Annotated in this window: 20 protein-coding genes; 6 read left to right on the top strand and 14 right to left on the bottom strand. The window is 68.4% G+C overall.

Going from position 1 to position 22275, the window contains the following annotated elements; translation table 11 throughout:
* Positions 1–134: 134 nt before the first annotated feature.
* Both A6745_RS03210 and A6745_RS03205 read right to left on the bottom strand, forming a co-directional pair.
* Positions 135–329, bottom strand: coding sequence for a hypothetical protein (locus A6745_RS03210; protein ID WP_066123414.1), 195 nt, complete (start codon positions 327–329; stop codon positions 135–137).
* A gap of 22 nt (positions 330–351) precedes the next feature.
* Positions 352–2016, bottom strand: coding sequence for a hypothetical protein (locus tag A6745_RS03205; protein ID WP_197488081.1), 1665 nt, complete (start codon positions 2014–2016; stop codon positions 352–354).
* Between the two features lie 607 nt (positions 2017–2623).
* Between A6745_RS03205 and A6745_RS03200 the strand changes: the two genes are divergently transcribed.
* Positions 2624–3286: a GntR family transcriptional regulator gene (locus tag A6745_RS03200; protein ID WP_066123412.1), complete on the top strand. Its 663-nt coding sequence runs from the start codon at positions 2624–2626 to the stop codon at positions 3284–3286.
* 207 nt (positions 3287–3493) lie between these two features.
* Here A6745_RS03200 and A6745_RS03195 read toward each other — a convergent pair whose 3' ends face one another.
* Positions 3494–4747: an MFS transporter gene (locus A6745_RS03195; RefSeq protein WP_066123775.1), complete on the bottom strand. Its 1254-nt coding sequence runs from the start codon at positions 4745–4747 to the stop codon at positions 3494–3496.
* Between the two features lie 236 nt (positions 4748–4983).
* Here A6745_RS03195 and A6745_RS03190 point away from each other — a divergent pair, with 236 nt between their 5' ends.
* Complete coding sequence (locus A6745_RS03190) at positions 4984–5736, top strand: IclR family transcriptional regulator (RefSeq protein WP_066123411.1); 753 nt, start codon at positions 4984–4986, stop codon at positions 5734–5736.
* 47 nt (positions 5737–5783) lie between these two features.
* Here A6745_RS03190 and A6745_RS03185 read toward each other — a convergent pair whose 3' ends face one another.
* Genes A6745_RS03185 through A6745_RS03165 form a run of 5 tightly spaced genes read right to left on the bottom strand, consistent with a single transcriptional unit; the run spans position 5784 to position 10786 of the window.
* Complete coding sequence (locus A6745_RS03185; RefSeq protein WP_066123406.1) at positions 5784–7286, bottom strand: class I adenylate-forming enzyme family protein; 1503 nt, start codon at positions 7284–7286, stop codon at positions 5784–5786.
* Between the two features lie 11 nt (positions 7287–7297).
* Complete coding sequence (locus A6745_RS03180; protein ID WP_066123403.1) at positions 7298–8032, bottom strand: CoA-transferase subunit beta; 735 nt, start codon at positions 8030–8032, stop codon at positions 7298–7300.
* Complete coding sequence (locus A6745_RS03175) at positions 8025–8858, bottom strand: CoA transferase subunit A (protein ID WP_066123398.1); 834 nt, start codon at positions 8856–8858, stop codon at positions 8025–8027. Before A6745_RS03175 ends, A6745_RS03180 begins: the two co-directional genes overlap by 8 nt.
* A gap of 39 nt (positions 8859–8897) precedes the next feature.
* Positions 8898–9617, bottom strand: a complete 720-nt coding sequence (locus tag A6745_RS03170) for an enoyl-CoA hydratase/isomerase family protein (RefSeq protein WP_066123397.1) — start codon at positions 9615–9617, stop codon at positions 8898–8900.
* The gene (locus A6745_RS03165) at positions 9614–10786 is read right to left on the bottom strand and encodes a CaiB/BaiF CoA transferase family protein (protein ID WP_066123392.1); all 1173 of its coding nucleotides are present in this window, start codon (positions 10784–10786) and stop codon (positions 9614–9616) included. The genes A6745_RS03170 and A6745_RS03165 overlap by 4 nt, the downstream gene beginning before the upstream one ends.
* A 200-nt stretch (positions 10787–10986) precedes the next feature.
* On the opposite strand from A6745_RS03165, the gene A6745_RS03160 reads away from it, so the two are divergent.
* A complete protein-coding gene (locus tag A6745_RS03160; protein WP_066123387.1) occupies positions 10987–11949 on the top strand; it encodes a Bug family tripartite tricarboxylate transporter substrate binding protein in 963 nt (320 codons plus the stop codon).
* Between the two features lie 37 nt (positions 11950–11986).
* Complete coding sequence (locus A6745_RS03155; RefSeq protein WP_066123384.1) at positions 11987–13507, top strand: FAD/NAD(P)-binding protein; 1521 nt, start codon at positions 11987–11989, stop codon at positions 13505–13507.
* A 222-nt stretch (positions 13508–13729) separates the two neighbouring features.
* Here the strand turns inward: A6745_RS03155 and A6745_RS03150 are convergent, their stop codons facing one another.
* On the bottom strand, positions 13730–15328 hold the full coding sequence (locus A6745_RS03150) for a hypothetical protein (RefSeq protein ID WP_082852861.1): 1599 nt from the start codon (positions 15326–15328) through the stop codon (positions 13730–13732).
* 225 nt (positions 15329–15553) lie between these two features.
* On the opposite strand from A6745_RS03150, the gene A6745_RS03145 reads away from it, so the two are divergent.
* Positions 15554–16579 carry an adenosine deaminase gene (locus A6745_RS03145; protein ID WP_066123381.1) on the top strand — a complete coding sequence of 342 codons (1026 nt, stop codon included), beginning with the start codon at positions 15554–15556 and terminating at the stop codon, positions 16577–16579.
* Positions 16580–16776: 197 nt separating this feature from the next.
* Here the strand turns inward: A6745_RS03145 and A6745_RS03140 are convergent, their stop codons facing one another.
* Complete coding sequence (locus tag A6745_RS03140) at positions 16777–17868, bottom strand: porin (protein ID WP_066123377.1); 1092 nt, start codon at positions 17866–17868, stop codon at positions 16777–16779.
* Positions 17869–18501: 633 nt separating this feature from the next.
* Here A6745_RS03140 and A6745_RS03135 point away from each other — a divergent pair.
* Positions 18502–18975, top strand: coding sequence for a PaaI family thioesterase (locus tag A6745_RS03135; protein WP_066123374.1), 474 nt, complete (start codon positions 18502–18504; stop codon positions 18973–18975).
* Positions 18976–19026: 51 nt separating this feature from the next.
* On the opposite strand, the gene A6745_RS03130 is transcribed toward A6745_RS03135, so the two are convergent.
* From A6745_RS03130 to A6745_RS03115, 4 genes are all read right to left on the bottom strand, one after another.
* Positions 19027–19635, bottom strand: a complete 609-nt coding sequence (locus A6745_RS03130) for a TetR/AcrR family transcriptional regulator (RefSeq protein WP_066123373.1) — start codon at positions 19633–19635, stop codon at positions 19027–19029.
* 16 nt (positions 19636–19651) lie between these two features.
* Complete coding sequence (locus A6745_RS03125) at positions 19652–20356, bottom strand: DUF6776 family protein (RefSeq protein WP_066123370.1); 705 nt, start codon at positions 20354–20356, stop codon at positions 19652–19654.
* A 140-nt stretch (positions 20357–20496) separates the two neighbouring features.
* Positions 20497–21189, bottom strand: a complete 693-nt coding sequence (gene murU / locus A6745_RS03120; protein WP_066123367.1) for an N-acetylmuramate alpha-1-phosphate uridylyltransferase MurU — start codon at positions 21187–21189, stop codon at positions 20497–20499.
* Positions 21189–22229, bottom strand: a complete 1041-nt coding sequence (locus tag A6745_RS03115) for an aminoglycoside phosphotransferase family protein (RefSeq protein ID WP_066123364.1) — start codon at positions 22227–22229, stop codon at positions 21189–21191. Before A6745_RS03115 ends, murU begins: the two co-directional genes overlap by 1 nt.
* Positions 22230–22275 lie beyond the last annotated feature (46 nt).

The following is a 22275-nucleotide window of genomic DNA, read 5'->3' as shown; positions in this document are numbered from 1 at the left end:
GAACTGCCCCCCGAAGGTTGGATCAGTGTCCAGCTTTCGGGGGGCAGTTCACCGATGGGGCCGGCCTTTGCCGCCGTGCCTGCGTGCGATGCGGAATCAGGCTTGCGTCGAGCGTGATCCGGCGCATCCGGCCTTCAGAGCGGCACCTTGCACTCGATATCCGAGTACGTCTGCTCGCTGGCCTTTACCCAGCCCTTGCCGGGCGACTCGGGCTCGCAGACGGTCTCGCCGCTGCTGCTGTTCTTCCACAGGTAGTACATGCTGGGTTGCGCCACCGTGGCGGCGGACCATGCCAGCGCGGCGGCAATCAGTACGGTCTTCATCTTCATGATCGTTCCTTTGCAGTGGGGGTCAGGGGGTCAGGAGGCTTTCGCCGACCCCGATCGCCAGCTTCTTCGATTGTTCCACAATGGCCGTGCGGTAGGCTTCGAAGCGCGCATCCGTATAGGCGTTGTCGTCGCGCGGGAAACCGCCCGCACTGGCCGTGCCGTTGTAGAAGTTGTTCATCACCGGGATGTGGATGTGGCCGGCCGGGATGGACAGGCCCATCGTGTCGCGCAGCAGCGTGTTGCGGTAGGCGCTTTCGTTGGACAGATAGTCGCCGCCGCCGCCCGTGCGCGAGCACCACGAGGCATCCGGCGCACGCACTTGCGACGGATCGGGCATGGCGTTGACCACCCCGTGCCACGGCTCGGTCACCGTGTTGGTGCTGTCGCAGTTCGGGAAGTAGCTGTAGTTGGTGTGCCAGGTCACGTCGAAGCCCTCCGAACCCGCGCTGGTGGCGCCTGGCGGGCGGATGATGCCGCTTTGCGTGTTGGCCAGCAGCAGCGATTCCACGGGCAGCGAGGCCGTGGTGAACTGGGGCGGCGAGGTCTTCGTCCATGCGCTGATCGAATCCACGCCGTTCAGCCAGCGTGATTGCACCACCGTGTTGCAACCCGAGCCGGGCAGGCTGATCGGATCGACGCCCGTGCCGGTGACCATGCCCAGCGGCAGGACCACGGCGGGCAGGCGCGTGCCCGTGGGGCAGTAGACGATGCCGTCATTGCCCGCCGACGAGCCGTGGAAGCGGCCGTTCCATTGCTCCAGCCAGAAGATGTTGCTGCCGCCCTGGCTGAAGGTGATCGACGCGTCGACCTGCTTGGCGCCCGCCTGGAACCAGGGGCCCAGTGTGTCCTCCTGCATGCCTCGGTTGAACGGATCGTAGCTGACGGGGAGCACATAGGCTTCCACGTGCAATACCGAGCCGTCCGACAGCGTGTATTCGCGGCCGTCCAGTTCCAGCGCCGTGGCGCCCGAGGGGTTGCCGTTGCGCAGGCCGGTGTTCGGCGTGCCGGGCGTGCCCAGCGTGAAGACGTCGAAGCCGCTGATGATCATGCGGCGATAGGGCTTGCCGGAAGCATTGTTGCCTTCGGGCAGCGCGATGTCGTACTGGCCGCGCGAGGCGCGTTCGAACTCCCATTGCAGTTCGGACATCTGGCTGGCCGACACGCCCCATTCGGGCGCCCATTGGCGCAGCACCTTGGTCATCTGCACGCGCGTCCAGTACAGCATGCGGTCATCGCTCTGCGGCAGTGTCTCGTCGGCGGCGCGCGCGCGGCGGCCCTGCACGCGGTCGACGGCGGCGCGCCACAGTTCCTGGCCTTTCTCCTTCACCACCGCCATGGCCTGGTCCTGCGACAGCACGCGCGTCGTGCCGTCGCCGGCGCACAGGGCCGTGGCGAAGGCCGGCGCATAATCCTGGAAGCCCGCCGCCCTGACGATGCGCGTGGCCAGCGGCGTCTGGTCGGTGCCGATGACGGTGGCGCCCGTGAACGGCAGCGGGGTGTCCAGCCGGCGCTCTTCGAACGCCAGTTGCACGTCGGTATTCCACTTGCAGGAAGCGATCTCCGCGGGCGGAGGCGGCTCGGTGGTGGGCGGTGTGTCGTCGTCATCGTCGTCGCTGCCGCCGCAGGCGCTCAATGCCAGCACCGACGCCGCAACCAGGGTCCATCTGTATGCGCTGAAAGTCCTCACTTCAATCTCCGGTCGAAAGATGATTGGGTTCATCACCGTGAACCCGATGTGAGCCGGCCGTATGTGCCGGGCAGGACTGGCCTGTCCCGGTACGATGCCGGCACTCCCAGGCGGGCTTTGCCGCCGTCCCGTCGCGGCGGGCGGCGGGCAAAGTCCGTCAGTGTTCGCGTGTGATGCGTCGAGCGGCGCTGGCGCGAGAGCGGCCGGCGTTCATTGCGGGGGGCTGCGTGGGACGCGGGCGTGTGTCGGGGCGCGCGCGTGAGGCGCGCGGCACGCCGGGCAATCTTGCGAAGCTACGATTGAGGACTGGCCACGGAACGGAGTGGCCGCGCATGAAGGGTACTGAATTCGAGCGTCGGCCCGATTTTGAATCGCCGTGCATTACTTCCCCTTTTGTTGAACAATCTTTTTTTGTTGGTCATACAAATAGGCGGAATCGCTCCGTCACAGTCATTATCGTGTAAGGCAATAGCGATTAAGCACTGGTGAAAACCCTGCGATCAGGGAGAACACCTAGTGGATTGAAGAACAAAATGGATTATTTGTTCAACAAAACTTACACTCAGCCGCCGGCTGAAATGTGATTTCCGGAGACCGCATGTCCCCAATGTCCGAGTCCGCCGCCCATTCGCTGACGCTGATCGAGAAGGTCACCGAGCAGATTCGCGCCCAACTGGCCAGCGGCGAGCTGCGGCCCAATCAGAGGCTGCTGGAATCCGCGTTGAGCGAGAAGCTGGGCATCTCGCGCAACACCCTGCGCGAGTCCTTCCGCCTGTTGACGAAGGAAGGCCTGCTGCGGCACGAGTCCAATCGCGGCGTGTTCGTGGCCACGCCCAGCATCGCTTCCATCATCGACATCTATCGTGTTCGCCGCGTGGTCGAGTGCCGTGCGCTCAGTCAGGCCTATCCGCGCCATCCCGCCGGCCGCCAGATGCGCCAGGCCATCGAGAAAGCCTACGCCGCGCAGCAGCAATCGGACTGGCGCACGGTGGCCACCGCGAACATGGAGTTCCACGCGGCGGTGGTGGCCCTGGCCGACAGCGAGCGGTTGAGCACGTTCTACGATCAGATCGCCGCGGAACTGCGCCTGGCCTTCGGCCTGGTGGACGATCCGGAATACCTGCACGCCCCGTTCCTGGACCAGAACAACAAGCTGATCGAACTGTTCGAGGCCGGGCAGGCCGAGGCCGCCGCGCAGGAACTGGAGCACTACCTGACGCGGTCGGAGCGGATGGTGCTGGCGCTGTACGCGAAATTCACGGCGGCGTAGCGGGATGGCGGGCGCTTCGCAGGCGAGTAAAAAATTCCTGGCCAGTGGAACGATCGCCGATCCCGCTATCGTGCGGGACGCGAGCGACATCGGCCGCATCATCCAGGCGGCTCGCAAGTCGCGGCAAATGACGCAGCGTGATGTCGCAGGACTCGCTGGCCTGGGTAGGCTTGGACGAGCACGGCAAGCCCATGCTGCACAGGCGCATCAGGCTCCTGCCGCCGCGCGTGGTCCTCGCGGCCCGGAGAACCGCTGCGACGCGAATATCTGCACGATGCCCGCCGTCATGCCCAGCGCCGCGGCCACCTGCCAGGCCAGCGTGTAGTCGTGCATGACCTGGTAGACCAGTCCGCCGCCCATCGCGCCCAGGAAGCTGCCCAACTGGTGGCTGCAGAACGCCACGCCGGCCAGCATGGCCTGCCAGCGCAGGCCGAAGGTCTCGGCGATCCAGCCCGACACCAGCGGCACCACGCCCAACCACAGAAAGCCCATGATGCCGGCGAACACCAGCGTGGACGAGGGCGTGGGCAGGGTGTGGAAATACCAGACGATGGTGATCGAGCGCATCACGTAGATGCCGCCCAGCAGCGTCTGCTTGTTCCAGCGGCCGCCGGCCCAGCCGAAGAACAGGCTGCCCAGCGCGTTGAAGGCGCCGATCACGGCCAGGGCCTGCGCCGACAGCATGGGGTCCATGCCGCACAGATCGAGGTAGGTGGCCAGGTGCGTCTGCAGGAAGATCAACTGCATGCCGCAGACGAAGTACGCCGTGGCCATGATGACGAAGGGCATGTTGCGCGCCGCCTGGCGCAGCACGTCGCGCGCGGTGGCTTCCTTGCCGTCGGGCATGGCGGGGGCGGGGGGACGCGGCAGCGCGTCGACGCGGCCCGCCAGCCATGCGGCCGGCAGCATCGCCATGGCCAGGATGATGAAGGTGAGGCCACCCATGCGCCAGCCGGCGTCCTGTGAGATGTACTGGCCCAGGGGCGCCGCCAGCATCGCGCCCAGCGAACCGCACGACGACACCAGGCCCAGCACGAGGCTGCGCAGCGCGGGCGGCACGGGGCGCACCGAAGCGGCCATGGCCACCGCGCTGCCCGTGCAGGCCATCGCGATGCCTACCGCGAAGCCCGCTCCGAGTATCACGCCCAGCAGTCCCTGGGCCGTGGTGAACAGCGTCATGCCGACCAGGTACAGCACCGATCCCGCCATCATCATCGGCCGGAAGCCGATGCGCGTGACCAGCGCGCCCGCGAAGGGCTGCATGATGCCCCAGGTGAGATTCTGGATGGAGATGGCGATGGTGAAGTCGCTGACGGAGATGCCCAGGTCGCGGGTCAGCGGGGGGATGAAGATGCCCAGACTCTGGCGCAATCCCATCGACAGGCTGAGCATGAGGGCTGCGCCGATCAGGATGGGCAGGGCGGGCCGCAGCGCGGCCCACTTCGATGAGGCGGATGACATCGGTACGACGACGAAAGTGGCGAAGGCCGGCGCGGCCAGGGGCGTCGGGCGGGCGTGTAGTTTGGGCATCGAGCGGTGATGCTGTCAATCCCGGGATATGGGTTTCTCATCCAAAATGATGGCGATGCCCGTCCCCGCCCGGGAGGATTGGGGGAATACCCGTTGTGCGCGGCGTCTGGGCAGGCCCGGATGCCATCGGTACAATGCCCTGGTTTCCCATTATTTAGGATGCCTGCATGGACAAGACGCTGCTGAAGGGCCTGACCGTCCTCGAGGCCGTGACGGATGTCGAGCATCCCACGCGCACCATCGACGAACTGGCCGCGCGCGTCGGGCTGACCCGCAGCAATACGCACCGCACGCTGCAGACCCTGATGCACGCGGGCTACATCGTGCGCGACGACGAGGGCCTGTACCGAGGCGGCGTGCGTCTGTTCGAACTCGCGGCCCGCCAACTGGGCCACCTGGATCTGCGGCGCGTGGCCGCGCCCAGCATGCGCAAGCTGGCCGAGCAGACCGGCGAGACGGTGCACCTGTCAGTGCTGGACGGCATCGAGGTGGTCTACATCGACAAGATCGACAGCCCGCAGCCGATCCGCGCGTACTCGATGATCGGCGGACGCGCGCCTGCCTACGCGGTGGCCACCGGCAAGGTGCTGCTGGCCTATCAACCCGATGGCTACATCGACAAGTACGCGGCCGAGCTGCCGCGCTACACCTCGGCCACGCTGACGTCCATGCCCGTGCTGAAGGACGAGCTGCGCAAGATCGTGCGGGTGGGCTATGCCATGAACCGTGGCGAGTGGCGCGATGGCGTGGGCGGTATTGCCGTCGCCATCTTCAATGCGCTGGACGACGTGGTGGGCGCGGTGGGGATTTCGGGCCCGCTGGATCGCCTGTCGCTGGCGCGCGCGAAAGAGGCCGGGCAGCAGGTCAAGGCCTGTGCGCGCGAGATTGCGTCGGCGCTGGGGCACCAGGAGCCCGCCTGAGGTTGCGGCGGACAAGGGGCATCGGCAAGGATGCCCCCGGCTGTTTCTCAGGCCGCGGCCGCCGCCGGCGCGGCCGTCTCGGCCACCCACCGCGCCACTGCCTTGCGGTCGACCTTGCCCACGGCGTTCTCGGGCAGTCCGGCGCTGAGATACACCGCCTGCGGCACGTAGATGCGGCCCAGCCGCGCGTGCACCGTGTCTTGCAGGGCCTGGGCATCGGGCGCCTGGCCGTCCTGGCGCGGCACGATCACCGCCACCGGCACTTCGCCCAGGTCCGTGTCCGCCTGGCCCACCACGCAGCAGGCCGCCACGCCGGGTTCCTGGCACAGTACGTCCTCGATCAGCTTGGGCGACAGGTTCTCGCCGCCGCGGATGATCACTTCCTTGATGCGTCCGGTGATGCTGAGATAGCCGTCGGCGTCGAAGCGGCCCAGGTCGCCGGTGCGCAGCCAGCCATCGCGCACGGGGTCGTCGCCGTCATGGCCCAGGTAGCCCAGCATCAGCGCGTCGCCGCCGATGCAGATCTCGCCTTCGGCGCCGGCCGGCACGGGCCGGCCCTGCGCATCCAGCAATGCGATGCGCTGGCCTTCCAGCACCGTGCCCACCGTGCCGATGCGGCGCGCGGCGGGCGGGTTCATGGTCGAGGTGCAGGTCGCTTCCGACAGGCCGTACGACACCACCAACTGGCATCCCAGGAAGGCCTCGATGTCGCGGTGCAGTGCCGTCGTGATGGGCGCCGAGCCGCAGCGCGCCATGCGCAGGCCCGCGAGGATTCCTGGCGGGAAGGTCTGTTGCAGCATGCGCGCATACATGGTGGGCACGCCGGTGACCAGCGTGGGCGTGAAGCGCGCCATCAGCGCCGGCATCTCGTCGGCGCGGAAGCGGCCGGCCAGCGCCACCGTGGCGCCGCAGGCCAGGGGCGCGAACACCTGGTTGTTGATGGCGTTGGTGTGGTGCAGCGGCATGATGTGCAGCAGCCGGTCGTGCGGGCCCAGGCCGGTATGGGCAATGATGCCCCGGCTGTTGAGCCACACGCCCCGGTGCGATTGCAGCACGCCCTTGGGCTTGCCGGTGCTGCCCGACGTGAACAGCAGCAGGGCCGGGCTGCCGGGGGCGGGGTCGGGCGTCCAATACGGGTCGGCGCCTTCCAGCGAGCCATAGGCCAGCCGTTGCGCGGCGGGCAGGCCGCTGCCTTCCGCCACTGCCTGGTTGTCCGCGTCGTGCACCAGCCAGCGCAGGCCCACGGCCTGCACGCGGCGGCGCGTTTCGTCTTCGGCCAGGCGCGGTTCCAGGGGGCACGGGCAGGCGCCCGCCACGAGGGTGGCCAGCAACGCCAGCACCTGCCCGGGGCCGCGCTCGATGGCCAGCGCCACGTAGTCGCCGGCTTGCACGCCGGCGCGGCGCAGGCCGCCCGCCAGGGCGCGCACGTCGCGGTCCAGCTGCGGGTACGTCCAGGTGGCGTCCTGCGTGATCAATGCGGGCTGCTCGCGCAGCGCCGGGTCTTGCCAGGCGGCGCGCCAGGCCTGCGGCAAGGAGGGCATGTCGCTCATCGGAGGATCTCCTAGCGCAGCACGACGGCGGCGTCGCGTTCGAAGGCGCCGTCCGGATCCAGCCTGGCCAGCGCCGCGCGCTCGGCCGCGGTGGGCAGGGGCGTGGGTTGCGCGCCCTCGGCGTCGAAGGCGAAGCCGGTGCGTTCGCGCACCTCTTCCAGGCTGGCGTCGGGATGCCAGGACTGCAGCGCCAGCCGGCCTTCACGCTTGATGAAGATGGCGATGGGGGTGACCACGCCATGGAAACCGCCCCACGAGGTGCGGAAATCCAGTTTCTCGACGAAGGTGCGGCGCGAATGCTCGGTGCGCCAGGTGCAGGCGCGCCGCGCGGTGGGCAGCATCACGGCGCCGCCGCCGCCGCCCGGCAGGCGCACCTTGGGCTTGTTCCAGTCGCCGATGCACGAGTTGTTGGCCGAGCCTTCGCCGTCGATCTGCGCGGCGCCCAGGAAGGTGAGGTCCATGCGGCCGCGCGTGCACAGGTCGTAGAAGTCTTCATTGGAGAAGATCGAGGCCGTGTGCCGGGCCAGTTGCGGATCGGAACTGGAGATGGGAATGTGCGCCGGGCGCGGATCGACGCCGCCCGCCACGTTGATGTAGATGAAGTCGTAGTCGTAGGCCTGCTTGGCCAGCAGGCAGGCCAGCATCGGCGGCGTGGAGTTCACGCCGCTGAAGGTGATCTCGTCGGGGCGGATGAAGCGTGCCAGGCCCATGACGACGTGGGCGAACGGCGAGAAGGTTTCAGACATGCGCGGCTTCCTTCGTTTCCGGGGCCTCGGCCATGTGGGCGTCGAGCGGGCGGGTGGTATCCATGTAGCGTTCCACCGCCGGATAGTCGATGTCGTAGAACGGCGTGCACGAGCCGGGCCAGGCGCTGCCGGGCAGCACCGTGAAGGCCTGGACCATGAAGTAGGGCAGCAGGGTGGCTTCGGGCTGGGCCTCGAACACTTCGGTCTCGACCAGGCGTTCGGCCACCACCAGCACGCTGCCGGCCGCGCGCGACATGATGCGGTCCCAGTGCGAGGTGCCGAAGACGCGGGCATTGCCCAGGCGGTCGACCTCGGACACCTGCAGCACGGCGAAGTCGGGGCGGATGGCCGGCACCAGGTAGGTGCTGTCGCCGCTGCCATAGGGGTCTTCCATCAGCGTCCAGTTGTTCAATCCTGGCAGGTCGCTGCCGTGCAGGCCGCCGCAGGGCAGGAAGGGCACGCCAAAGGCGGCGGCGCGCAGGCCCGCCGTGAGCGTGGCGCAGGCATGTTCCTCCAGCGCCATCTCCTGCCTTTCCACGGCCTTGCGGTACCACGGGGCCAGGCCGAAGTTGCCTTCCATGGCGACGATGCCGGCGCGCGCGCGGCGCACGGCGCCCGCGCGGCACAGGATGTCGATGTCGTAGCCCGGCGATTGCTTGATGATCTCCAGGTCGCGGCGGCCCTGGCGGATCAGTTCGCGCACGAAGGCGAAGGGCCCGCGGTGCAGGAAACTGCCGCCCAGCGCCACCGAGGCGCCGTCGGTGATGTGCCGGGCCAGTTCGGCCAGTGCGACCTGTTTGTCCGGTCGATTGAAGCCTGATGTCATGTCTGTCTCCACACAGGCGGCGCAGCCGCCCTTGTCTATTTAGGCATTCAGATAGGCCTGGATGCGTTGCTTGAGGCCCGGCGCGGCGGCCGAGCGGACCAGGCTGGCCAGGTCGGCATCCGCGGTCTGCGGACCCAGCACCTGGTACAGCTGGCGGCGCGTGGCGGGGCTGAGTTCGCGCGCGCTGGCCTGGGCCTGCTCCTGGCGGGCGGGCCAGTCTTGCGGCGCGGCCAGTTCGGTGACGAAGCCCATGTCCCGCGCGGCCTCGGCGCCGAAGGTGCGCGTGTGGGTGAGCACGTCGCGCGCCGCCTGCGTGCCGACCATGGCGGCGAAGCGCCGCGTGCCCAGCACCAGCCCGAACTTCAGGCCGGGCATGCGGAAGGTGGCATCGGGCGCGGCCACGCGCAGCATGCAGGCGCCGAACAGGTCCACGCCCGCGCCGAAGTTCTTGCCGTGCGCCAGCGCCAGGGTCAGGGCGGGGGACTCGGCCACTTTCTGCAGCAGGGTTTCCAGGCGCACGAAGCGCAGCAGCAGGTCGCCCTCGCTTTGTTCGGCATAGCCGCCGAAGTCGAAGCCCGCGCTGAAGTTGCGGCCCTCTCCCTTGAAGACGATGAGATCGCTGCCGCGCGCATGCGCCGCGTCGACCGCTTCGATCAGACCCTCGACCAGTTCGGCCGACAGGGCGTTCATCTTGTCGGGACGGCTGAGCGTGATGACGGTGGCGTGCTCGTCGACGGCAATGTCCACCAAGGCGCTCATGCCGACTCCTTGGCGCGCGGTGCGCCGGCCAGCACCCCCAGGATTTCGTCGTTGTGCTCGCCCAGCGCGGGCGGACGCAGGCGGATGGGCGTGGTGGCGCCATCGATGCGCACGGGCGCGCCGAAGCTGCGGGTGCGCACGCCGTTGGGCAGGTCGATGTCCTGCACCCATTCCATGTGTTCGACCTGCGGGTCTTTCAGCACATCGGAATAGTTGTTGATGGGCGCGCACGGCACGCCGCGGGCACGGAAGCGTTCGAGCCAGGTGGCCGCGTCTTCCTGCACGAAGTGGGTCTCGAGCAGCTCGCGCAGCGCGTCCTGGTTGCGTGCGCGCAGGCCGGTGTTGGCGTAGTTCGCGTCCTCATGCAGTTCGGGGCGCCCCACCACGTCGCACACGGATTTCCACAGCGCATTGTTGCCGGCCGCCATGCCGAAATAGCCGTCGCGGCAGCGGAACGCCTGGTACGGCGCATTGCGCGGGTGGGCCGAGCCCAGCTTGACGGGGTCCTTGCCGCTGCCGAAGTACTCGGAGGTCTGCAGGGCAGCGATGCCCAGCGTGACGCCCAGCATGGGCACGTCCAGGTGCGTGCCCTGGCCGCTGGCGGCCGCGACGCGCAGCGCGGCGCTGATCGAGTAGGCCGCGTAGAGGCCCGCGGTGAAGTCGGCGACGGGCACGCCGCACTTGACCGGCGCGCCGCCCTGTTCGCCGGTGACGCTCATGATGCCGCTCATGGCCTGGATGGTGAGATCGAAGCCGCCTTCCTGGGCACGCGGTCCGCTCTGGCCGTAGGCGGAAATGGAGCAGTACACCAGGCGCGGATTGCGCGCGGCCAACTGTTCGTAGCCCAGGCCCAGGCGCGTCATGACGCCGGGACGGTTGTTCTCCAGCAGCACGTCGGCGCTGTCGATGAGCTGCCGCGCGCGCTCGGCGTCGGCGGGGTCTTTCAGGTTCAGGGTGACCGAACGCTTGTTGCGGTTGAGCGAGGCGAAGTTCTCGCTGTAGCCCTCGGACAGGGGCGGCCACGCGCGCAGGGTGTCGCCGCCCTCGGGGTGTTCGACCTTGATGACGTCGGCGCCCATGTCCGCCAGCAGCATGCCGCAGAACGGGCCCGCCGCCACGTTGCATATCTCGATGACCCGCAGGCCGGCCAGTGCCTCGCTGTGTTTCATATCGTCTCGAATGGAATGATTGGGCTTCCTGATTCTTGTGGATTAGGTCTCAAGAAGCCTGAATAGGGACAAACATCGCTTGACCAGAATATCACCGTATGGAATTCTTGTTAAGCCAAATATAGGATGGTGGTCCTAATTATTAGGACTTATAAGTAAATAGCCGCGCACCCGCAGCGGCACCACGGAGACAACCCCAAATGCGCAAGTCCTTCCTGTCGATCACTGCGGCCGTCCTGGCCGCGGCGTCGTTGAACGTCCAGGCCGCCAGTTGGCCCGACAAGCCCATCCGCATGGTCGTGCCGTACCCGCCGGGGGGCGCCACCGACGTGGCCGCGCGCCTGTATGCCCAGCAGATGGGCGACTATCTGAAGCAGCCCGTCGTGGTCGAGAACAAGGCCGGCGCTGGCGGCGAGGTGGGGGCCGAGGCCGTGGCGCGCGCCGAAGCGGACGGCTACACCGTCCTGATGGGGGCGCTGGGCAGCCTTGCGATCAACGCGTCGCTGCTGGAGAAGCAGAACTACAGTTTCGCCAAGGACTTCAAGGGCGTCTCCGTGGCCATCACCATGCCGCTGGCCCTGGCTGTCAGCACCAAGATTCCGGCCAGGACCGTGCCCGAACTGATCGCGCTGGCCAGGCAGCGTCCGGGCAAGCTCACCATCGGGTCGGCCGGCACGGGCAGCTCGCAGCACATGGCGGGCGAACTGTTCAAGCAGATGACGGGCACCGACATCCTGCACGTGCCGTACCGCGGCAGCGGCCCGGCGGTGACGGACCTGCTGGGCGGCCAGATCGACATGGTGATCGAGACCCTGCCCGCGCTGCTGCCTCATGTCGCCGGCGGCAAGATCCGCATCCTGGCCGTGAGTTCGGCGCAGCGTGTCCCGACACTGCCCGACGTGGCGACCTTCGCCGAGCAGGGCCTGCCCGACTACAAGGTCGCCACCACCTATGCGCTGCTGGCGCCGGCGGGCTCGCCCGCCGCGGCCATCGACAAGATGTCGGCGGCCATGCAGAAGGCCGGTGCGTCCGAACAGGTCAGGGACGGCGCCGCCAAGCTGGGCGCCACCGCCACGCCGACCACGCCCGCGCAGACCGACAAGGTCGTCGCCACCGAGATCGAAACCTGGGGCGACGTGGTGCGCCGTTCGGCCAGGCGCTGAGACCACCGTTTCGCCCAGCCCATCGAGGAGCGCCAGCATGCAGAATGATCCCGGCCGCCTGGCGATCGTCGGCGGTGGTTCGGTCGCAGTGTCCTTTCTCTATCAGTTCCTGGAGGCATGGCGCGGGGGCCGCCCGCTGGAGGTGGCGATCTTCGAGCCGCGGCAGGAAGTCGGCCCGGGCAGCGCCTACCAGGCGGACCTGTCCAGCAATCTGTTGAACATTCCGGTCAATCGCATGTCGGCGGTGGCGACCGAACCCGACAGTTTCATGGATTGGCTGCGGGCCCGCGATCCCGCCTGGCTGCGGGCGCATGGGGTGCAGGCCATCGAGCCTGCGGCGTTCCTGCCCAGGCCCGTGTTCGGCAGCTATCTGCGCGACCTGTATGACCAGGCGCTGGCCTGCGCGCGGCGCAAGGGCGTGGCCGTGCGCCGCGTGGCCCAGGCCGCGGTGGGCGTGTGGCCGCTGGCCTCGGGGCAGGCGGTGGTGCTGGGCGAGGGCGGCGCGCGCGTGGTGGCCTCGCGGGTGGTGCTGTGCAACGGCAATCTGCCGTCCGTGTCGTTTCCTGATCTGGCTCCCCTGCCGGGCTACTTCAACAGTCCGTATCCGGTGTCGGACCTGTGCGGCCGCATAGGACGCGACGATACGGTGTGCATCGTGGGCACCAGCCTGAGCGCCATCGATGCCATCGCGGCGCTGCGGGCCCAGGGCCATCGCGGTCAGGTGCACTGCGTGTCGCGCAACGGCCGCCTGCCGGCGGTGCGCAGCCCGCACAACACCCGGGTGTCGCTGCCGGCCTTGCCCGAGCCGGAGGCGGACGGCCGTGTCACGCTGGACGGCCTGCTGGACAGCCTGCGCCGTGCCTTGCGGGCCGCTGGCGGCTCGGAGGATCAGGAGGACATCCTGGGCCTGGCCGGCCCGGCGAAGGCGGCGCTGGACGCGGAGATCGCGCGTTCGCAGTCGGGACCGCGGCCCTGGCAATCGGTGGCCGCCGCCACCAACGACCGCATCGAGCATATCTGGCATGCGCTGGACGATGCCGAACGCCGCCGCTTCCATCGCGACTGGCGCACGCTGTGGATGGCCCGCCGCGCGACTTTCCCGATGCGCAATGCCCTGACCTTGCAGCAATCGCTGCATGAAGGGCGGCTGCAGGTGCACGGCGGCTTTCGTTCGGCGCGGTATGACGCGGCCCGCGGGGCCTTCGTGGTGGAGGCCAGCGAGGGACGTGCCCTGTCCGCGCCATGGCTGGTCAATGCCACCAGTTTCTCGATGGACGTCGACGCGTCCGCCGACCCGCTGGTGCGCCAGCTGTGCAGCCAGGGGCAGGCGCGCGCGCATGCGCTGGGCGGTTTCGACCTGGATTTCGCGACCGGCTGCCTGCTGGACCGGGACGGCCGCCGCGTGCCGCAGGTGTCGGTGCTGGGCAGCCTGGCCGCGGGCACTTATTTCTGGACGACCTCGATGGAGGTGAACGCGCGCCTGGCGCAGGGGCAGGCGGTGCGGCTGGCCAGCGAATGCGCCCTGGCTGGCGCATCGGCTACGAGCCGCACGCCCTGACGGGGACCCGCGATCGCAGTCCCCGCGGGGTTGTTGCGCCGCCGGGGTAAACGAGCCGTCTGGGTCAGCCCTGGCCGAGGACTGTGGCAGCGTGCCCGCAGCGTGGTGGCGCCGCATGACGACCAGGGCCATTTCCGCGCGGCCGTGCTCAAGCCCCCGGGCGAGCCCCTGCGCCGCACGCCGCGTCCGCGCCAGTGATTGGGCGGACGCGCGCGGCTGTCGTCATGCGGACGCTGCCGGTGCGCCGGAGGGCTTGCCCAGCAGGGCCGAGGGCCTGGATTGGAGCAGCACCAGATTGCCGATGGTGGAAAGGGTGGCCTGCAACTGCGAGCCGTCGGGCCGCTGCCGGGTGCCGTCGTAGCGCTGCGCGGCGTCGACCATCGCCAGCAGGTTCCATTCGCGCGCTTCATGGCGCGGCGTGGTCGTGTCCTGTTCCAGCTGGCCGCGCACGTACTTCATCACGCGGCGCGATTCGTCGGCCGTCTGGTTCAGCGTGGCCTTCACCATCTTGCCGTCGTAGAAGGACAGGTCGGTGTCGCTGGCGGCCTTGTCGTCGATCTGGGTGTACAGGTAGTTCTGGCTGAGCGGGTCGGTGGTCAGCATCAGCGAGTGTTCGGGCGACAGCGCGTCGTGGAAGCTGGCGGTCAGGTGCGATTGCTGCGACTGCTTGATGCCGAACGAGCGCCCGGTGCCGCTGGTGGTGGTTTGCTGCGAGGCCTGGTACGAAAAACCGTCGGTCTCTGCGGCGCGCAGCGGATTGACCGCGCGCGCCTGGTCGGCGACCGAGGCGGTGAAGTCGGCCAGGCCGGTCAGCATCGAGCGGCTGCTGTCATCCAGGATGCTGCCCAGTCGCGAGGTGGGGGCGGATCTGCCGGTGGCGGAGCCGTAGTCGCTGTGCAGGTCGGCGAAGGCGCTCTTGAACATGGCGGTGAGCGCGGCGCCGCCGCGGCCGCGGTTGGAGGCGTCGTCGAACTGCTCCAGGTAATTCCGCACGGCGCGTTCGCGCTGCGCCGAGTTGCCCAGCATGGCGGACTTGGACAGGTCGACGCTGACCTGCACCGTGCCTTCCGGGCCCTTGGCCTGCACGCTGCGCGATACGCCGTCCGCATGGAAGATCAGGGATTGGTTCTGGTTGCCGGCCGTCTTGACGTTGGCATGCAGGTCTATCGAGGCGATGGCCTCGCGGTCGTATTGCGTCAGGGCTGCGAGGTCGAGCTTGGGTGGCTGCGCGGTCAGGCCGTCCAGCGCGGCCTGGAAGCCCTTGGCCAGTTTGGCCAGCGCGGCTTTCTCGGCGTCGCTGAGCGTGCCGCCGGTGACTTCCACCTGCACCGACATGGCATCGTCCTGGCTGCCGATGGCCAGGCGCACCGTGGCGCCGCCGGTGGTCTTGATGTCCATGGCGACGTAGTTGCCGGTCTGGGGCAGGGCCAGGCTCGTACCGACCGCATCCAGCGACAGTCTGGACGAGCCCGCCGTCCACACCGACTGCGTGAACTGGCCTGCGTCCATCGCGCGCTCGAGCAGCGCGGAGCCCAACCCGCCCAGGCGTCCGGCGGCGGTGTTGCTGCCGAAGTTGGCGGCCATGCGCTGGGTAATGGCGTCGTTGGCGCTGTTTTCCCAGATACGGGTGAATCCGGGCAAGGTGCCGTCGGGCAGGTAGACCGAGGCGCCGCTGCCGCTCTGGCCCAGCGCGACGTTGGAGGACGAGGCGGGCGCGACCGCCGCGGCGGTGATGGCCTGCTGCGCGGGCGCGGCGACGGCGGCTTGCACGGGCTGGACGGGCGCCAGATCGGGACGGCTGACGGCGGTGACGGTGGTCATGGCGGCGAGGGGTGGACGAGCGGGCGTATGCCGGGATTTCCCTGGTCTACGGCACGCGGCTGGCCGGTCTTTAACCCGTCCTGCACGATTTCACCGGCGGACAGGGCCCAGGCCGTTGCCAGCGTGGCTGCGCTATGCTTGGCCGCATGTGCCGGCGCGGTCCGCCGCCGGCTTTTCTTGCCGCCCCTCCGACGGGCCGGGCGGCGTTCTTCCAGGAGATTCCCCATGCCCGACATCGCGGCGCTGGCCTGCGCACTGCCCAAGGCCGAACTGCACCTGCACATCGAGGGCACGCTGGAACCCGAGCTGGCTTTCGAATTGGCCGGCCGCCATGGCGTGACGCTGCCATGGCCCGACGTACAGGCGCTGCGCGCCGCCTACGACTTCTCCGACCTGCAATCCTTCCTGGACCTGTACTACGCGGGCGCCGACGTGCTGCGCACGCGGCAGGACTTCCACGACCTGACCTGGGCCTACCTGCTGCGCGCGCGGGCCGACCATCTGCGCCACGTCGAGATATTCTTCGATCCGCAGACCCATACCGCGCGGGGCGTGCCGATGGCCGAGGTCATCGATGGCATCCACGGCGCGCTGGTGCGTGGCCGCGATGAACTCGACATCAGCTTTCGCCTGATCCTGTCGTTCCTGCGCCACCTGCCGGAAAGCGAGGCGCTGGACACGCTGGCGCAGGCGCGGCCTTTCCTGGACCGCATCGACGGCGTGGGCCTCGATTCCAGCGAGCACGGCCATCCGCCGTCGAAGTTCCGCCAGGTGTTCGCCCGTTGCCGCGCGCTGGGTTTGCCCGTGGTGGCCCACGCGGGCGAAGAGGGGCCGCCGGCGTACATCGAAGAAGCGCTGGACCTGCTGCACGCGCAGCGCATCGACCACGGCGTGCGCGCCATCGAAAGCGAGGAACTGCTGGACCGCCTGGCGCGCCAGCAGGTGCCGCTGACGGTCTGTCCGCTGTCCAACGTGAAGCTGAAGGTCTATCCCGACCTGCGCAAGCATCCCTTGCGCGACATGCTGGCGCGCGGCTTGAAGGTCACGATCAATTCGGACGATCCGGCCTATTTCGGCGGCTACGTCAATGCCAACTTCACGGCCTGCGTGCAGGCGCTGGGGCTGACCCAGGACGACGTGGTGGCGCTGGCGCGCAACAGCATCGAGGCCAGTTGGCTGGATACGGTGCGCCGCGAGGCCTTGCTGGCCGAGATCGACGACACCGTGCGCGGCTGGCGCGGCGCGAACTGAGGCCGGTCGGCGTTTTTACTGTCCCAGAATGCGAGTGGGCCTCCCTTGCGGGAGGCCCTACCCTTCTTGGCGCGCGGCATGCCGGTCAGGCTGGACGGGGGGGATCGCTGCTTGTCACTCGCGGCCTACGGAGATAAACCGCGTGTGTCCGGGTCGCCCGTCCGGCGTGCCTCGGGGGTCTGCTCACCCCCTGCGCCTTAGAACCGGTGACGCATGCCGACGGCGACTGCGGTGTCCTTCAGGTTGTCCTGGAAGGCGTAGTTGTCGGCATAGGCGGCGTAGGCGTACAGGTTGGTGCGCTTGCTCAGGTCGTACGTGTAGCCCACGCTGAAGATGTTGGTGGTCTTGTCGTCGCCCGTCAGCAGATCGTTCTTGGCGTCGGCGCGTTGCCACGACGTGAAGACCTTGCTGGCGCCCAGCGGCAGAGTGGCGCCCAGCATCATCGAGTCGGCGCGGAAGCCGTCAGCCACGCGGTAGGTGCCCAGTTGCTGGTTGCCCGTGGGCGTGGTGCCCAGGTTCAGGCCGGTGAACCAGCCATCGAACGTCTGGCTCCAGGCGGCCACGACCTTGACCACTTCGAAGTCGTACGAACCGCCCAGGATGTACTGCTGGACTTCGTTGTCGCGGTCGGCGCCGGCCGACGACGGGTTCAGGCGGTCATAGGTGGCGACCAGGTCGATCGGGCCGTTGGTGTAGCGGGCGCCCAGGGTGATGACGCGGTTGTTGCTGTTCGTGGCGAAGTTGCCCGCGCCGTCGGCGTTGAACGAGTAGCCGGCGCCCAGGCGCAGGCCGCCGATGCTCGGGGTCTGGTACATCACCATGTTGTCCAGGCGGGTCGAGTTGGCGGCGCCGAAGGTGGCGCCCACGCCGGCGATGGTGAAGCTGGTGCCGAACGGATCCATCGAGTCGAAGAAGCGCGACGCGAAGTTCTTCTGGCGGCCGAATTCCAGCGTGCCCCAGCTGTCGCTGGCCAGGCCGACCGTGGCCTGGCGGCCGAACAGGCGGCCGCCTTGGCTCGACGTGCCGGTTTCATTGTTGAAGCCGGCTTCCAGCGTGAAGATCGCCTTCAGGCCGTTGCCCAGGTCTTCCGTGCCGCGCATGCCGAAACGCGAGCCGCTGCTCACGCCGTTGGTGGCGCCGATGTGGCTTTGCTTGAAGCCGTTGCTACCCTTGACTTGCTCGTAGCCCAGGCCAGCGTCGATCAGGCCGTACAGCGTAACCGAGGTCTCAGCTTGAGCGACACCCGTGAAACCAATCGCCAGAGCGGCGACAAGCAGCGTTTTTTTCATGAAGGACTCCTGAGTTGTTTTGGCTCTGTTCGCTTGCGCCACGCACCGGCGAGGCATGCCAATCGAGCTGAGGGGAGTCTAGGGTTTACACGGGGGGAGGGAAAAGGTTGGTTATATGGAAAGAGTTTTCCATATACGTACCTAATCACGCGGCAGGGATATTTTTGGAACTTTCCGCCAGGCGATGCGGACTCACGCGCGCGCACGCATCAAAGTTGAACGCGTGCGTGCGCCCGTGGGCGCGCGCGCTGGCGCACATGCTTGCACACGCGCACGCGTAGCATGCGCTTGTGGCCCTGTCATGGCGGCACGAGGCTGTTGCGTGGTCGCCGCAGCCCGATTTCGATGTGTGGCGTGGAAGCCGCACTCATCCGCCGGCAGTCTCTTTCCGTTCCCCATCCGAACGCACGCACGCATGCGCTGCAAGTGACGCGGATCGCCCGCGAAGGGGGAATGGATTACCTGCAAGCGGTAGAGTATGTCTTGTCATTCAATGTCCACAATCCGGGTCGTTGCGGAGAGGGCAAACCCGTATGGGGGCGGGCAGGCCGATCGCCCGCCAAAATAAATGATGATAAAAATCCAAGTTGGGCGGCGCGGCCGCCGCTACACCACGAATGGAGACGGAAAGCGATGAGTCTGGTGGAAGAAACCGGCGGTGGGCTGGATGGATTGGGCCAGTTGCGTGCCTTGATGCGGTCCGGCCGCAAGCCCGGAATCATGGTGTCGCTGGATCTCGATTTCATCGAGATCGAGGCAGGCCGGGCGGTATTCGCGGGAGTGCCCGGCGATCATGCCTACAACCCGATCGGGACCGTGCATGGCGGCTATGCCGCGACCCTGCTGGACTCGGCCTGCGGCTGTGCCGTGCATTCCCGCCTGTCGGCCGGACAGGGCTACACCACGCTCGAACTGAAGGTGGCCTACCATCGCCCCATCACGCGCGATACCGGGCTGGTGCGTGCCGAGGGACGCGTGCAGACGCAGGGCCGCCGGGTGGCGTTTGCCGAGGCGACCCTGGCCGATGCGCAGGGTCGGGTCTATGCCACCGCAACGTCCACGTTGCTGGTCTTCGATCTGGAGGCGGGAGCGCCAAGGAAGGCGTGAGCAGGCGCTGAAGCGCCACGGCCGCGCGCCGGGCGGCCCGGCAATCGCTGATCAGCCCTTGCGTGGCGGACGGCGGGGCGCTTCGGCGTCCGGCTGGGCCAGCGCATCGCGCGCAGCCGCCAGTATCTGGTTGGATATCGTGTCGCCGCGGGTGGCGCGGGCCAGCATCAGCGCACCCACCATGGTGGCCAACTGCGCCATGGCCGCACGCATGCGGGCAGGAGCATCCTGGCCGTCCTGCTGGCTGGCCATGGCGGCCAGCAGGCGCTTCAGTCCTTCTGTATAGGCATCCTGCACCGGCGGTTCGCCGTCGTGCCGGGCGACGTCCACGGCCAGCGCGGCGGCCGGGCATCCCTTGCCGGGGTGGTCGCGGTGCGGACTGCTGAGATAGGCGTCGACCAGGGCCTGCCTGGAGGCGCGTCCGGCCGCCACGGCTTGCCAGCGTGCAACGGCCTCGGTGAAGGCTTGTTCGCAGGCCAGCGCCGCCAGGGCGTCCTTGGATTCGAAATGGCCGTAGAAGCCGCCGTGCGTCAGGCCGGCGGCGGCCATGACATCGGCAACGGTGACGCCGTCGATGCCCCGTTCGCGGAACAGCCGGGAAGAAGCGGCCTCGATGGCGAGGCGGTTCTTGCCGGCTTGTTCCCGTGAGACCCGGGGCATGAGTCTATCCGTCCTGTCAGCCGCGCACGTAATAGATGCGCATGGCCTGCTGGCGCGATTGCGGATCGACCACGCGGATCGTGACCATGCGCGCCGTGAAGCCGTCGGGCAGGGTCATGGAGCCCTGCGCGTGCGTGTAGCGATCCAGCTTGATGGCGATGGGTTCGGACGTGACCGCGTCGCGGCGGCCATTCTTGTAGTTGCCCGACACTTCCAGGGTGATGTTGCCCTGGAAGGTCTGGCCGCCTTCCTTCTCGCGCATGATCAGTGCCTGGTAGGCCAGTTGACCCGGCTGCTGCTGGCGGAACTCGCCCCAGCGCACGCCGATGTCGCCGCCGCGCGGATCGGGCGGAATGGCGTCCAGGAACATGGCGATCTCCTGGGTCAGCGCCTGCACGCGCTCGCGGGCCTGGGCCAGGTCGGCGGTCTGCTGTTGCTGGGCGGTCTGGTTGGCGTCGCGCTGGGCGCGCGTTTCGTCCAGTTGGGCCTGCAGGCGCTGGCGTTCCAGGTTGGAGGCGCTGAGCTCGGCGTGCAGTTGCTCGGACTGCTCGGCGGTCAGCCGCTGCGGACCGTAATTGGTCTGCAGGAACAGCACGCCGCCCGCGCCCAGACCGATGCCCACCAGCAGCAGCACCAGCCAGCGCGGAAGGCGCCGGCTACGCTTGCCCGGTTGGTAAACGGAGGGCTTGAAGACTGCCCGCTGCGATCGTCCGAATGCCATGCAAAAGACTTCCTATGCCTAAGTCGTGCCGCACCGGGCTGTCAGCCTGCTGCGGGCGAAAATACCAGAGGATACCTGCTGCACGCCGTGATGGGGCCTTGCAGACAATTCTGGTTGCTTACGTTGATACCGTGAAAAGTTTAGCCTCTGCCGGCGAGCGCGTCGTCCAGCGCGGCCAGGCGCTCGGGCGTGCCCACGTCGACCCAACGGCCGGCATGGCGTTCGGCCAGCACCGCGCCGCGCGCCATGGCATGGCGCAACAGCGGCGCCAGCTTGGCGGGCTGGCCGCCCGGCAGGCCGTCGAACAGGCGGGGCCGGTAGATGCCGATGCCCGCGAAGGTCAGCCTGGGCACGCTGGCGTCATCCGCCGCGCGGCCGTCGGCACGCAGCGCGAAGTCGCCGGTGGGATGATGCGCCGGATTGTCCGTCAGCAGCAGCCAGGCGTCCGCCTGCTCGGCATCCAGCCGGCGTGCCAGCCCAGGCGCCTGGCCCGGATCCCAATCGCACCAGATGTCGCCGTTGATCACCAGGAAGGACTCGGCGCCCAGCAGCGGCAGGGCCTGGAGGATGCCGCCGGCCGTTTCCAGCGCGGCGGGTTCGGCCGAGTAGCGGATGTGCAGGCCCCATTGCGCGCCGTCGCCCAGTTGTCGGACGATCTTCTCGCCCAGCCAGGCGTGGTTGACGACCACCTCATGGATGCCGGCGGCGGCCAGGCGCTCCAGGTGCCAGACGATCAGGGGCTTGCCCCCGGCGGCCAGCAGGGGCTTGGGCGTATGGTCGGTCAGCGGGCGCATGCGCTCGCCGCGGCCCGCGGCCAGGATCATGGCGCGCATCAGAAGGTGTATCCGACCGAGGTTTCTTTCCGGTCGAGGCGGTCGAGCAGCCGCACCAGCGGGGCGAACACGCCATAGCGCGTCGCCACCTGGCGGACATAGGTATTGACCCGCGGCATGTGGGCCAGATAGGCGGACTTGCCGTCGCGGTGGTTCAGGCGGGCGAACACCCCCAGGATGCGCAGGTTGCGCTGCAGGCTCATCCACTCGTAGGCGCGGTGGAATTCGGCGAAGTCGGGGTCCACCGGCAGGCCGGCGGCGCGCGCCATTTCCCAGTAGCGGATTGCCCAGTCCAGTTGCTGCGGTTCTTCCCAGGTGGTGCGCGCGTCCGTGACCAGCGACGCCAGGTCATAGGTCAGCGGACCCGCCATGGCATCCTGGAAATCGAGCACGCCGGGGTTGGGGCCGTGGCGTGGATCCTCGCAGACCATCAGGTTGGGCGAGTGGAAGTCGCGGTGCACGAAGACCGTGGGCTGGCCGTCCGCGCTGCCGGCCAGCAACTGGAACACCTGGCGCAGCGCGGCATCCTCTTTGTCATCCAGGGTGGCGCCGTGGTGGTGGCCCACGTACCACTCGGGAAACAATTCCAGTTCGGCGGCCAGGCGCGTGGCGTCGTAGGCGGGCAGGCCGGTGACCGCCGCCTGCTGCATGCGCACCAGCGCGGCCAGGGCCTGCCGGTACAGCGCCTGCAGGCGCGCGTCGTCCAGGCCCTGCTGGATGCGCTGGTAATAAGTGTCGTTGCCCAGGTCGGACAGCAGCAGCAGGCCCTGCTCGGGCGCCTGCGCCAGGACGGTGGGCACGTTCAGGCCGGCATCGCGCAGCAGGTTGCCGGCGTGCAGGAAGGGGCGCACGTCCTCGTGCGCAGGCGGGGCATCCATGACGATGGCGGTGCCGTTGCCGGCATCCAGCCGGAAATAGCGGCGAAAGCTCGCGTCGCTGGACGCGGGGCGCAGGCTGCCGGGTTGCAGCGCCAGGTCGGCGGGCAGGCTGCCAAGCCAGGCCTGGATCTGTTCCAGGCGGGAATCGGGGGATGTGCTCAAGGCGGCCGTCTCAGGGTCGAAAAGCGGGGAAACCGGCCAGGGCCGG

This window comes from Bordetella ansorpii (assembly GCF_900078705.1).
Classification (GTDB): Bacteria; Pseudomonadota; Gammaproteobacteria; order Burkholderiales; family Burkholderiaceae_B; genus Bordetella; species Bordetella ansorpii_A.
Note: the sequence above shows the minus strand (reverse complement) of the source record. Positions and strands in the feature narration are given on the sequence as shown.

Excerpts from the sequence above, each read along its gene's own strand:
- A6745_RS03210 (WP_066123414.1), bottom strand. The coding sequence starts at position 329 with ATGAAGATGAAGACCGTACTGATTGCCGCCGCGCTGGCATGGTCCGCC.
- A6745_RS03200 (WP_066123412.1), top strand. The coding sequence starts at position 2,624 with ATGTCCGAGTCCGCCGCCCATTCGCTGACGCTGATCGAGAAGGTCACC.
- A6745_RS03195 (WP_066123775.1), bottom strand. The coding sequence starts at position 4,747 with ATGTCATCCGCCTCATCGAAGTGGGCCGCGCTGCGGCCCGCCCTGCCC.
- A6745_RS03190 (WP_066123411.1), top strand. The coding sequence starts at position 4,984 with ATGGACAAGACGCTGCTGAAGGGCCTGACCGTCCTCGAGGCCGTGACG.
- A6745_RS03185 (WP_066123406.1), bottom strand. The coding sequence starts at position 7,286 with ATGAGCGACATGCCCTCCTTGCCGCAGGCCTGGCGCGCCGCCTGGCAA.
- A6745_RS03180 (WP_066123403.1), bottom strand. The coding sequence starts at position 8,032 with ATGTCTGAAACCTTCTCGCCGTTCGCCCACGTCGTCATGGGCCTGGCA.
- A6745_RS03175 (WP_066123398.1), bottom strand. The coding sequence starts at position 8,858 with ATGACATCAGGCTTCAATCGACCGGACAAACAGGTCGCACTGGCCGAA.
- A6745_RS03170 (WP_066123397.1), bottom strand. The coding sequence starts at position 9,617 with ATGAGCGCCTTGGTGGACATTGCCGTCGACGAGCACGCCACCGTCATC.
- A6745_RS03165 (WP_066123392.1), bottom strand. The coding sequence starts at position 10,786 with ATGAAACACAGCGAGGCACTGGCCGGCCTGCGGGTCATCGAGATATGC.
- A6745_RS03160 (WP_066123387.1), top strand. The coding sequence starts at position 10,987 with ATGCGCAAGTCCTTCCTGTCGATCACTGCGGCCGTCCTGGCCGCGGCG.
- A6745_RS03155 (WP_066123384.1), top strand. The coding sequence starts at position 11,987 with ATGCAGAATGATCCCGGCCGCCTGGCGATCGTCGGCGGTGGTTCGGTC.
- A6745_RS03150 (WP_082852861.1), bottom strand. The coding sequence starts at position 15,328 with ATGACCACCGTCACCGCCGTCAGCCGTCCCGATCTGGCGCCCGTCCAG.
- A6745_RS03145 (WP_066123381.1), top strand. The coding sequence starts at position 15,554 with ATGCCCGACATCGCGGCGCTGGCCTGCGCACTGCCCAAGGCCGAACTG.
- A6745_RS03140 (WP_066123377.1), bottom strand. The coding sequence starts at position 17,868 with ATGAAAAAAACGCTGCTTGTCGCCGCTCTGGCGATTGGTTTCACGGGT.
- A6745_RS03135 (WP_066123374.1), top strand. The coding sequence starts at position 18,502 with ATGAGTCTGGTGGAAGAAACCGGCGGTGGGCTGGATGGATTGGGCCAG.
- A6745_RS03130 (WP_066123373.1), bottom strand. The coding sequence starts at position 19,635 with ATGCCCCGGGTCTCACGGGAACAAGCCGGCAAGAACCGCCTCGCCATC.
- A6745_RS03125 (WP_066123370.1), bottom strand. The coding sequence starts at position 20,356 with ATGGCATTCGGACGATCGCAGCGGGCAGTCTTCAAGCCCTCCGTTTAC.
- murU (WP_066123367.1), bottom strand. The coding sequence starts at position 21,189 with ATGCGCGCCATGATCCTGGCCGCGGGCCGCGGCGAGCGCATGCGCCCG.